Source organism: Phormidium sp. FACHB-1136 (assembly GCF_014697375.1).
In the GTDB taxonomy this organism is placed as follows: Bacteria; Cyanobacteriota; Cyanobacteriia; order Phormidesmidales; family Phormidesmidaceae; genus Nodosilinea.
In genome coordinates, this window is sequence record NZ_JACJRS010000002.1 from 119,474 (window position 1) to 130,982 (window position 11,509).

Annotated in this window: 12 protein-coding genes; all 12 read right to left on the reverse strand. The window is 56.0% G+C overall.

Annotated features, from left to right (window positions below):
* Positions 1 to 40: 40 nt before the first annotated feature.
* Entirely contained in the window at positions 41 to 349 is a 309-nt protein-coding gene (locus H6G62_RS01565) for a DUF433 domain-containing protein (RefSeq protein ID WP_190492349.1), read from the reverse strand.
* Between the two features lie 76 nt (positions 350 to 425).
* Complete coding sequence (locus H6G62_RS01570; RefSeq protein WP_190492350.1) at positions 426 to 767, reverse strand: HepT-like ribonuclease domain-containing protein; 342 nt, start codon at positions 765 to 767, stop codon at positions 426 to 428.
* On the reverse strand, positions 764 to 1,075 hold the full coding sequence (locus H6G62_RS01575) for a nucleotidyltransferase family protein (RefSeq protein ID WP_190492351.1): 312 nt from the start codon (positions 1,073 to 1,075) through the stop codon (positions 764 to 766). The genes H6G62_RS01570 and H6G62_RS01575 overlap by 4 nt, the downstream gene beginning before the upstream one ends.
* Entirely contained in the window at positions 1,072 to 1,284 is a 213-nt protein-coding gene (locus tag H6G62_RS01580; protein WP_190492352.1) for a DUF433 domain-containing protein, read from the reverse strand. Before H6G62_RS01580 ends, H6G62_RS01575 begins: the two co-directional genes overlap by 4 nt.
* A gap of 75 nt (positions 1,285 to 1,359) precedes the next feature.
* Positions 1,360 to 1,689: a DUF2281 domain-containing protein gene (locus H6G62_RS01585; protein WP_199324661.1), complete on the reverse strand. Its 330-nt coding sequence runs from the start codon at positions 1,687 to 1,689 to the stop codon at positions 1,360 to 1,362.
* A 93-nt stretch (positions 1,690 to 1,782) separates the two neighbouring features.
* On the reverse strand, positions 1,783 to 1,971 hold the full coding sequence (locus H6G62_RS01590; RefSeq protein WP_190492353.1) for a hypothetical protein: 189 nt from the start codon (positions 1,969 to 1,971) through the stop codon (positions 1,783 to 1,785).
* Positions 1,972 to 1,975: 4 nt separating this feature from the next.
* Complete coding sequence (locus H6G62_RS27245) at positions 1,976 to 2,656, reverse strand: hypothetical protein (protein ID WP_199324662.1); 681 nt, start codon at positions 2,654 to 2,656, stop codon at positions 1,976 to 1,978.
* An 827-nt stretch (positions 2,657 to 3,483) separates the two neighbouring features.
* Positions 3,484 to 3,855 (reverse strand): DUF5615 family PIN-like protein, encoded by a 372-nt coding sequence (locus H6G62_RS01600; RefSeq protein ID WP_190492354.1) that lies wholly within the window; start codon positions 3,853 to 3,855, stop codon positions 3,484 to 3,486.
* Entirely contained in the window at positions 3,852 to 4,100 is a 249-nt protein-coding gene (locus H6G62_RS01605; RefSeq protein WP_190492355.1) for a DUF433 domain-containing protein, read from the reverse strand. Before H6G62_RS01605 ends, H6G62_RS01600 begins: the two co-directional genes overlap by 4 nt.
* Positions 4,097 to 7,681: an endonuclease domain-containing protein gene (locus tag H6G62_RS27615; RefSeq protein WP_190492356.1), complete on the reverse strand. Its 3,585-nt coding sequence runs from the start codon at positions 7,679 to 7,681 to the stop codon at positions 4,097 to 4,099. Before H6G62_RS27615 ends, H6G62_RS01605 begins: the two co-directional genes overlap by 4 nt.
* An 11-nt stretch (positions 7,682 to 7,692) precedes the next feature.
* Positions 7,693 to 7,908, reverse strand: a complete 216-nt coding sequence (locus tag H6G62_RS01615) for a type II toxin-antitoxin system VapB family antitoxin (RefSeq protein WP_190492357.1) — start codon at positions 7,906 to 7,908, stop codon at positions 7,693 to 7,695.
* A 48-nt stretch (positions 7,909 to 7,956) separates the two neighbouring features.
* Positions 7,957 to 11,193 carry a DISARM system SNF2-like helicase DrmD gene (drmD, locus tag H6G62_RS01620; RefSeq protein ID WP_242051777.1) on the reverse strand — a complete coding sequence of 1,079 codons (3,237 nt, stop codon included), beginning with the start codon at positions 11,191 to 11,193 and terminating at the stop codon, positions 7,957 to 7,959.
* Positions 11,194 to 11,509 lie beyond the last annotated feature (316 nt).

Consider the following 11,509-nt stretch of genomic DNA (forward strand, 5'->3'; position numbering starts at 1 on the left):
GGCTCCCCTCTCCCCATGGGAGAGGGGCTGGGGGTGAGGGCTACGAATTGGCGATGGCACGATCAATTTCCTCGATATGGCTAGCATAGTAGGCCCGTGCGATGGCGAGATCAAAGAGGGTGAGGCCAGGGAAGGTTTGGAGGATTTCATCATCGCTGGCTCCTTGGTTTTGGAGGGCAATGACTTGCCAAACGGGGATACGGGTATGGCGAATACGGGCATGGCCACCACAGAATCCGGGTGTTTTTTGAATGCTGTGGGTGGTGAGTTGTTCTTGAAATAAAACATAGTCTTCTGGGGGTAGGGTTTCGATGACTTGAATCAGGGATTCTACTAAATTGGTATTCATGGGGAAGGATTTTATGGGTGTATCTGAAAAAGTCGAAGGATTTGGCATTCATGAAATACATCGTTATATGCGCACTCTATAGCCTTGAGATATCCTCCAAAATTGTTTGAATTCTGACTTTGAGTGGTTCTAAATCATGGTTAGTAATATCCCAAACAAACTGAGGATCAACACGGAAGTATTCATGCACCAGTAAATTTCTTAGTCCGATGATTTGTGGCCAGGGAATGGTGGAATATTTGGTTTTTAAGTCGGAAGTTAGGGCGTTGGCGGCTTCACCGATCATTTGGAGATGATGAATGACCCAAACCTGAATTAACTCTTGTTCGTCAAAGGCGGCTTTTCCCTGTTGGGTGTAGCGATCAATGGCGGCAATCGCGTTCAAAATGTCTTGTAGTCGTTCTTTGTCGCGTCTCATAGAGGGATGGCCTCCTGAAGAACATGATCGCGGATGTGGTCTTTTAGCATGGCGGGGGTGGCGATGTCGACTTTGCGATTGAGGAGAGTTTCTAGGTCGTGGATGAGACCCATGGGGAACCAGGGGCTACGTTGGGTGGGGTCGTAATCTACGAGAAAGTCGATGTCGCTGTTGTCGTGGTCTTCGTTGCGGGCGACGGAGCCGAAAAGGCGGATATTGTAAGCTCCATGACGGGCGGCAATGGCGAGAATTTCGGCTTTTTGGGTTTGGATAAGGGTTTGAAGATTAGGGTTGGTGGTGGGGTTCATGGGGTGTTTTGTTCTCCGTAGGCGAGGCAGGCGAGGATATCTTCTTGGGTGAGTTGGGGGTAGTCTTGTAGGATTTCTGGGATGGTTGTGCCGCTGGCGATGAGGTCTACGATGAGCGATACCCAAATGCGATGACCTTTAATACAGGGTTTGCCAAAGCAGATGTTGGGATCGATAGAAATTCGGTTTAGTAGGGCTGGGTTATTCATGGTTTTTTGTAGATTTCGTAGGGTGCATTCGCAAAGCAATGCACCAACCAGATATGATGTCAGCTAAAATTTTCCTCACTCTTGCCAAAGCAGATCATCTACTCGTTCCGATAGATCGGAATATTCACTCTTGCTGATGCCTATTGATTTAGGTTTCGTCTTCTGTCCAACCCATTTTTCTGAGAGGACTTGTTTGTAGGTGGTGGATAGGTTTTCTTCGATGGAGACGCAGCCGATGAAGCCGCTTTCTTTGAATTTTTGGTATGGGCTGGTGGTTGATTCGGGGCTTGGGGTGTCGGGTTTGAGGTATTGCTGTTTTAAGGTTTCCATATAGTTGATTAGAAGGTTTTGGGCTTCTTCGGGTAAGGATTGGAAGTCTTGTTGGAGTTGTTCTAAGTTGGGCATGATGTTCTCCTAGGTGTTTTTTCCGGCTCCCCTCTCCCAAATTGGGAGAGGGGTTGGGGGTGTAGCTTGCTTCCCGAAGGGTGGGCCAGGGGGTCATGGGTGGGGGGGATGTTGGTCTGACTGGGGCATGGTCATGGCTCTGGATTGGAGGCGGTGGAGGGTGGCGATGTAGAGGGCGATGGCGTCTTGGACGATGTCTTGGACGGGGCGGTTTTGTTGTTGGGCGAGGGTTTCTAGGCTGTCTTGGAGGGGTTGGGGTAGAACGATGGGGGCGTTGTTCATGGGGTTATAGCTCCAGTCCGGGGATGGTGGGGGTGTCGGAGTCTGATGGGGTTTGGATTGTGCTTTTACCTTTTGCCTTTTGAATTTTTCCGTTTGCCTTGTCTCCCTCGGCGGCTTTGTGGCCTCGGATTTCTTCTAGATGGCGTTGTTGGTTGAGGTCGAGCAGCCGGGCGAGGACTTCGTCGTGGGTGGCTTCGGGCCATTTGTAGCGCCAGGGAAGTTTGCGTTTTCCGGTGCTGATGAGGGCACCAAAGGCGGCGGCTTCGGCGGCGGTGGGAAAGAAGAGGTCGCCTGTGGCAATGCGTTCGGCGGCGGGGGCTGGGAGGTCGTCGGGGTCGGTGTCGAGGTAGTCGAGGGCGAAGCCGCAGGGGGTGTCGATGTCTTGCCAACCGTAGGCGGCGAGGACGGCGCGATCCATTTGGTGGTGGAGTTCGCGGAGTTTGAGGATGTCGGGGTGGGTTTCGTTGGGGTCGTGGAAGCGGTTGTAGGTGTCGGTGAGGCCCTGGTTGTTGCGAACCATGAGGTCGGCGCGGTATTCGTAGTAGGTTTTGCCGATGGCTTCGACCTCACCCCCCCGGCCCCCCTCTCCACATGGTGGAGAGGGGGGAGTTGGAGGATTTTCTTGTTCCCCCTCTCCACGAGTGGAGAGGGGGCTAGGGGGTGAGGTAAGGATTGTGGCCCTCACCCCAACCCCTCTCCCACCGGGAGAGGGGCTTTCGGAACCTGGCGGTTCCTCCCTTTCTTGTCCCCCCTCTCCACGAGTGGAGAGGGGGCTAGGGGGTGAGGTGAACTCTGGAAAAGGGAAAGTTTCAAAGCAGTCTGAGGGTGTGTAACGAAGGTCATCTTTCATAGATGAACCTAGAAAACGTGCCCAGACATCATGAAGTCGAGATTGAAGAACACAGAAAGCTGAGTAATCTTCAAAGGCAAAGATAGCCAAAGCATGAGAAAAAACACAATTTGCAGGAATGAACGTAGGCGAAAACCATTTCGATGCTCCACAGGCTGAAACCAAAACCCGCTCACACTCCGCAATTGCCTTCACTAATCCTGGTCTTTTTTCTGCATATTGCCACCAACGCTCTCTTAAGGCATCTCGCTTTTGTTCGTCACGAATTGGCTTAACCTTATCTTTGACAATCTGCATTAAATTCGGCCATTCCCAGGCTTCTTCTTCACTTCTATCAAAGAAATCAATCACATACCGATGATAAGCATGGGTAGGGCTACTATTCACCTCCTCACCGCCAATATAAGGGAAAATCCGCTCGGTATTGCGAGGATCTTTTTCAATCAGGCGATGCATTTCTGCAATAGGGGTAGCTTCTGGGTTAGTGTCATCAAAGGTAAAGCCCATCCCTAATACAATGCTGCCCTGAAAGCTTTTGTTTTTATTCGCCAAAAGCACCTTGGGGTCGTCATTGCCGCCCTTGCCAAACAAAAACGCCGTAATTTTTTCTGCCGGACGGCCATCCAGCAAAATCGGTACATTAGGAGGAAGTTGGGCGTGGCTCATGGTTCAGATTCTTCTTGATAAATGCGAACAGTACCTTTTTGAATAATCCATAGTTTTCCGGTAATGTCCATCGTTTTTAGGGCATTCACCAGCGTTTGCATAGCCTCTAATAAATCGGGATAACTGGGCTGTTTAGGTAATCGCAAAACGGCCATCCCGCTATAGCGGGATGGCTTGAATTGCAGCGGGTTACTAAAATCCAGATCTAGCGTTACTAAACATCGTTGCTCCTCTTGGCATACAGAAATGACTTCAGTATCGGGGGCACCAATCAAGTTTTGCTCAACAATCGTGGCCACGTCATATCCGGCCCGACGCAACAGGTCTTGTCCTCGATAGCCAATATTTTCATCTAGCTTGAACTTCATGCGACCGATTCAATAGATACATCAACAAAACGCTCCCGTGCCATTTCTGCCCCATAGGCTAGACAAGCCAAAATGTCTTCTAAGGTTAACTGTGGATATTCCTCCAAAATTTCTGAAATCGTCATGCCGCTGGCCATAAAGTCTAAAATCAGCGACACCCAAATGCGATGTCCTTTAATACAGGGCTTACCAAAGCAGATATTCGGGTTTACAGAAATTCGCTGCAATAATTCTTGTCGATTCATGGGGCATCCTCCAGATTGTTAAATTGCTTCCAAATATGTACCAAACTCACCACCACCGCCGCCACTCCCGGCCATCGATAACGACGGGTGGCGTTGTAAATGATGCCTCCATGATTACAGATGTATCGTAGGCCCGTGCTGCGGGTGTCTCCTTGGGCAATGGTGTTGGTGGCAATGAGGCCAAAGGCTCCCCCTTGGCGGGTAATCGTAAAGGCTCGGCGGAAGAAATGGGCCACCAAATCGGCGTTACCGTGGCTTTCGGGATGGACGATTTTGAGCCAGTCTACATAGCCTTCGGGGTTGCCGTTGATGATGGTGTTTTTTCCAGCAAAGGGCGGATTTCCCACGATGGCATCAAACCCCGGATTTTTGCGGTCAAACACCTCTGGAAATTCAATTTCCCAGTTAAAGGGGGTGATGGGGTGTTCTCGGTGGCGCAGTTGGTTGGAAATTTGGGTGAGATAGTCGTTGGTGCCTTGGGCCAAGAGGGCTTTGTAGTCTTCGGCGAGGCGGTTGCGGTCTTTGGCCGATTTGCCATCAAAAAAGGCCACAATCGACAGGTCTGCCGCCTTGCGAATGGTGTCTAAAATGTCGTCAATTTCTCGAAGTTCCTGCCGTTTGCGGTCGTCTGCGGCATCATCCACCGAATCGGTTCCCTGAATCGCCAGCCGTTTGGCCTGCACATCCAGCACCCGATCTCGCACCTTGCCCCCAAACAACGTGAGCTGCGTTTGGCCCACAAATGCGCCAATTTCCGAGCGCGTTAGCCCCACCAACGAATCGCCACACTTGAGGGCATGATCCACAAAGGTAAAGGGCTGATCCTTCGACAGCGTCACCAACCACAGCGACAACTTGGCCAGGTTCACCGCAAAGGGGTTTTTGTCTACCCCATAGAGACAGCGCTGGGCCACCAAACGACGGGCATAGCGAAGGGGATCGACCTCACCCCCCCGGCCCCCCTCTCCACTGTGTGGAGAGGGGGGAGGAAGAGGATTTTCTTGTTCCCCCTCTCCATTCATGGAGAGGGGGCTAGGGGGTGAGGTCAATCCGGGGCTAGGGGGTGAGGTCATCTCACCTACAACCGCTTGATAAATCCCGAATAAAACGCCTTCGAGGTCAGTTTCTACGGCCTCATTTCGGAAGCGCAGAACCGTGAGGTTTTGGGCGCGGATGATGTCTTCGCGGATGCGGTCGTATTCTTGCTGGTCGGGCAAATCATGAACAGCGCCATCAAGTTCGATGACTAGGCGACGTTCTGCACAGTAGAAGTCGGCGATGTAGCGTCCCAGGGGGTGCTGCCTGCGGAATTTGAGTCCTTCCAACTGTCGATTGCGTAAAGCGGCCCAAAGTAGCCCTTCGGCGCTGGTCTGTTCCTTCCTCAGTTCGCGACATAGCGCGTAGATGTAGCCGGGAACCTCACCCCCCCGGCCCCCCTCTCCATGCCATGGAGAGGGGGGAGTTAGAGAATTTTCCGGTTCTTGTCCCCCCTCTCCACTCGTGGAGAGGGGGCTAGGGGGTGAGGTTAGATCTGTGGCCCTCACCCCAACCCCTCTCCCCAAGGGAGAGGGGCTTTCGGAACCTGACGGTTCCTCCCCTTCTTGTCCCCCCTCTCCATACATGGAGAGGGGGCTAGGGGGTGAGGTCAATCCGGGGCTAGGGAGTGAGGTCAGTGAGGTTGGGTAGCCATGATAATCCCACGCCTCAACGAGCTTGGAGGCCAGTTGCCGACAGGCCTCCACCAAAAACGCCGCCGAACCCATCGCCAGGTCGCACACCTTGAGATCGAGGATCTGCTCTGGGGTGGGGTGGTCGCCCAGTTGCTCGAAAATGGGGCGCAGGGTAGTTTCGACAATCGGCTGGGTGAGCTTGCGGGGCGTGTAGTGAGATCCGGTGCGGCGGCGTTCCTCTCCCGGTTGCAGGTAGAGACCACCGGGGGGCACCAGGTTCGGCGTCCGCGACGAAATTCGACTCCCCAGGGCGGCGAGGAGGTCGTCTATGGTTTTGGCCTCCTTCAGGGCGGTGGCCCCCTTGCCCGTGAGCTTGCATTCGGCCCAGTCTTGCAACACCTTGGCGCGATTGGTGGGCTTCTCGGCTAGCAGCGTTTCCACGTTGATCACCACATCCTTGGGCCGCAGGGCAATGGACAGCCCCTCGGCCACCTCCACCTCGTAGCCCATGATCGCCTCATAGACCGAGCCAATTTGCTCCACATCCAGCGCCCGATAAGATAGCCGCTCACCATCGAGGGTCAGCAGCTTATCCAAAATGCGATAGATCACGCCATCGGCCACCCTGGGCGCATCCACCCGGCCATAGGTGACATAGTGGCTACCCCTGGGGCGTCCCTCCAAAAAGGGATGAATATCCGGGTCGAACAACTGGCCACGGCGGGCCGGAAGATAGTCCTCCCTCGCACCGCCCCCGTCGTACACCAGCCGAAACAAACTCAACAACCAGGCCCAAGCCCCATACCGCTGATCCATCGTGTCGGGATAGTTGCTGGCATCTTCGCGCAGCTTCTCGTACAGCCCCGCCACGGCATAGTGCCGCTGGTAAATATCCGTCTCGTCTTCCTCCGTACGGTTGGGAATTAACCCCTCCTCCTCCGCATAGAGCAAAAACACTAGGCGCATCAGCGTGGTGATCAGGCCACCGTAGACCTCACCCCCCCGGCCCCCCTCTCCATGGAATGGAGAGGGGGGAGTTGGAGAGTGTTCCGGTTCCCCCTCTCCACGAGTGGAGAGGGGGCTAGGGGGTGAGGTCAAACCCAAAAGTTTGCCATTAGTCGCTGCATCTGCCGCCTGGAAACCCCGCAGCAGTTCCCAGAGGGCATCGAGCACCTGGCTAGCCAGCTTAGTAGAAACCTCCGCTTGGTAGCTGCGGCTGTCGGCCAGCAGACGGTTCAACCGCTGGTTTTCGGGCACATTAAACAGACGATCTGCCCCAATCAGCAAATCTAGCGCCCCCAAAATCAGCCGCCCCGGCACCTCCACCATGGCCTGCACCGGAAACGTCAGATAGCCCGACGACTCGCCACTGGGGGCATACACCAGCCGCAGCTCTGTACCATTCACCAACAGCCCCGCCGGAATGCCCACCTCCCGCAGCAACCGCTCAAACTTGGCCTGAAAACTCGCCTTCCAGCCCGTCGCCCCCGCCGGATTATCCTCATCCATCGGTATCCCAGGGGCCAACACCTGAATCAATAACACCCACTCGCCACTGTCAGGATCCTTCACCCCATAGGTGGGCCGCAGGGTTTCGCCATAGCTGGGCAGCACCGCCGAAAACTTGTCCGGCAAATCCTCCGCAAGCACCAGGTCTTCGGGCACCCATTCCAGCACCTTTTCCGTAAAGGCCGGAAAGTTCTCGATCCAGGCAATCTTGTCATCCTTGTGATGGGAAATCGGCTCCGTAGATACCACCTCCCGCAACCGATCTTGCAGGTCTACCAACTTGGCGCTATCAATCACCGCCTGGGCCTTAACTAACGCAGGCGGCGATACCACTAGACCCACGGGTTGCAGCAGGCCGAGCCATTCTTGGTGTCTGAGGATGTCGAGATCGGTGGTGGGCATAGGACAAAGGATTAGGCAGGATTAAAGGTGCGATCTTGGCGCAGGGCCGCAGGGGCAAAATCAGGATCAAACTGAATTTGACTACTCAAGTCCAAAAGGTTGCGTTTCTTTTGGGCCTTGATGAGCGCTTGCAAGGCCAGATTCAGCAGTTCCGTTTCGGTATGAACAGCCGTTAGCCGAAACGCCTCAGCCACCAGGGCATCATCGAGTTCTACATTCGTTTTCATCGCGTTCTCCTTCACAACAAGGGCTTGACTGCGGGTATAGCACACCTCCTAGCTGGACACGGGCCACAAATACACAATCCCCACGGGTTCAATGCGTTCAGCCTTCACCTGATAGGTTTGCTGAATCCGCTCTGGTTCCGTCACCATCTCCTGCTCCAACTCAATCAGCCGTCGTTCCCAATGGCGGCGATCCGCCTCAAGCTGACGTAGCTCATCGCGGTTAAACAGGTTTAGTTGTCGATTCTCCTGTTGTTGAGCCTGTTGCAAAATGCGATCTCGCTGCTCCTCCAGCAGGGTTTTCATTTCCACCGCTTCCCGTTCGCCCCGTTGGGTGAGCTTGCGTTTGGCGCTTTCGGTCAACTGCTGCGACCGTCGTTCCAGATGGGGCAACAAGTCCTCCACATCGCCGCCCACATAACCCTTCAGCCGATCCATCAGCGTTTCCGGCACCGCTTGCAGCCGCCGATTCGCGAGGGATTCCTCCAAAATCTGCATCACATCCTTCTTTTCGCCCTCCGTTAGCGGTCGCAGTTTGCCCCGGCCCCTGGCCTCCGGGTCGAGCCATTCCGCCGCCACCGTCACGATTTCATCGTGCAGCCGCGCCGCCCGTTCCCCATAGAGCGACAGCCGCCCCAAGATCAGCACCCTGGGCACCGGGTCATCGGTACGGCACACACAGGCCCGCGTCAGCTCGTCATGCAGAAAGCCCTGGGACAGGAACCGTCCCAAGAGCCGCTGCACCATGCGGTGTTCGAGGTGCAGGTGGACGACCTCGCCATCCAAAGATCCCGGATCTCGAAACACCACCGGGCGAATGGGGGCCTCTTTGCGCCACTCCCAGAGCTTTTGGCCACGCTGGCGGGGGGTGCGTAGGGTATCGAGGGTGGTGGCCCAGGTGGGGTCGGCCCCAGCCCGTTGATCGAGGGCGGGCACCTGCCATCGGCTGCGATCTTCGTTATCCACGGCCTCTTCCGCCGAGAGGGGGCTAAGCCCCGGTGCGCCCATGATTTCCAACGACACCGTCAGCGCATCGCGAAAATGGCGATCGCTCAGCCCCAGCCAGGTCTTGGAGTCGCGCAACATGCCCTCCAGTTCCACCTGCTGCTGGCGCAGTTTGTCTTGGCGCAGGCGGATGGCCTCTAGCTCTTCTTTGATGGCGCTGCTGCGTCCAGCAGAGTCGGCCTGGTCGGCCTGGTCAATGGATTGGCGCAGGTGGTCGGTTTGCTCGGCCCGAATGCCCTGCTCCAGCAGTTGGGTCACGTTCTTTTCCACCACGGGCGACAGGCTACCCAGTTCCTCTTGGATGCGCTGGGTCTTTTTCACTAGCACATCCAGTACCCGGTCTTCGGGTCGCTGGGGCAACACAAAATAGTGACAGCGAACAATGGACGACCGTTGCAGCTTGCGGTCAATGCGTCCGTTGCGCTGCTCCATGCGGCTGGGGTTCCAGGGCACATCGAAGTGGAACAGGTCGGCACAGAAGTTTTGCAGGTTCACCCCCTCCCGTGCGGCGTCGGTGGCGATCAGAATCCGCAGGGGGTTGTGGGCCGGGTCGGCATTGAAGGCGGATTTAATCTCCTCTCGTCGCTCATCCCCCATGCCCCCGTGGAAGGTGCCAATGCGGTCATCCTCCTGGGTTGACCCGGCGATTAGGGTCTTAAGCTGCTGCTCTAGGTAGCGCTTGGTGTCGGCGTATTCCGTAAAAATCAGCACCCGCCGATTTAGCCACTTGGCTCCGGGCTGACCCAGGTCTGGGCAGAGGTTTTGGCGAATCCAGGTGGCCAAAGCCTTGATGCGGCTGTCGGGCTGGCGGCGGGCTTGCTCCGCCAGTTGGGTCATTTCCTCCAGCAGGGCCAGTTCTTCGGAGGAGAGGGGGTCTCCAGCGGCGTAGGTCGCCCGTTCCATCTGCCGATCTTCCTCTAACCGCACCTCGTCTTCGGAGAGGTCGGCGCGGTCGTCGTCGGCCCCAGGGCTTTCTTGTAAGAGGGACAGGCTACCCTGAAGAGCGCTCTGCCGCTGGGCCTGCTTTTCCATCGCCCGCCGATGGACGCTGAGGGTACGGGCAAAGGCTTCGATGGACGACAGCAGCCGCTTTTGCAGATTCGTCAACACCAGCAGGGCGGCGGTTTGGGTGGAACGGGGAGCATCCTTGAGCCGTTGTTCTCGGCGCTGGCGATAGGTTTGCAACAACTGGGCCAGCCGTAGCTCCGGCGCATCCTCCGGCAGGTGATCGATCACCACCGGAATCACCTCCCGTTTGGGAAAGTCTGGCTCGTTAATTTCTCGCAGGTCTTGCTTCAGCCGTCGCACCATCACCGCATCCAGCAGCTTCTTGCTACGCACGGGCACCCCCCGACAAAACCGCTGGGGATCGAGGATCTCTAGCAAAGCCGCAAAACTGTTGGAATGGCCATTGTGGGGCGTGGCCGACAAAAACAGCCGATGCTCGAACCGAGGGGCCAAATCGCGAACGACCTTTGTTAATTGCGAATCCACCGCGTACCGGGACGCACTGGCCGGGGCGGCATTGTGGGCCTCGTCCAAAATCATCAGAGAGCCGGGGGCAAATTCGCCCAGCCAGTCCCGCAGGGGGGCCGCATAGGTCTCATCCCGCAGCAGGGCATGGGAAATAATGAAGCGGTTGTGGGTTTTCCAGGGGTTGATGCCATAGCCCCGCTGCCGCCGTTTGGTGGCCACAAACTCCCGGTCAAACACCGTAAAGGTGAGGCCAAAGCGGCTCTCCATTTCCTCCTGCCACTGGCGCACCACCGAGGGCGGACAGGAAATCACCACCCGCTTAATCTTCTGCCGCATCAGCATTTCGCGCAGAATCAGCCCCGCCTCGATGGTTTTGCCTAGGCCCACATCGTCGGCAATAAACAGATTCACCCTCGGCATCCGCAGCGCCTTTCGCAGTGGCTCAAGCTGGTACGCCTTCACCTCAATCCCCGCCCGGTAAGGGGCTTGAAACAGCTTCGGCTCCGTGGAAGTCACACAGTTCCAGCGCAGGGCATGGAGGTAGGCCGAAAAATAGCGGGCATCGTCAAACCCCTTGTGGGCCACCGTTGCCCAGGAAGACGCCTCCATCAACCGAGCGTCAATCTCCCGCTCCCAAAACACCTCTAGGGGTTCTCCCTGGGCATCGTCCTCCAGGCAAGCCAGCCGCACCAGGGTATCGCCCCCCGCCACCGGGGATGAGATCACCTCCTCTACCAAAAACTGCCGCGACCGCACATAGACAATCCGCCCAGGACTTGGGACTGTAGCCAGGGTAATTACCGTCAAACCACCTTCTCCAAAACGTCAACCTTCCAGTGTTTTTAGGATTCCCAGGAACGCCTTGCCGCTAGAGGGGAACCGGAATCAAAGTCCCCCTTTCTAAGGGGGATTTAGGGGGATCCCCAAGGACTTGTGGCATGAAAGCACAATGTGTGTACCTAAGTTTCTGGGCTGCTTAGTACCTGGGGTGGATCCCCCCTAGCCCCCCTTAGAAAGCAGGGTGGTTTCATACCAGCGAAGAAAAATGAGGATGGATTGAGATGTTATTTTGCCCCTCAGCCCATGGTTCTCATAGAGCAATTAAAGCAAATTCCAGATCACC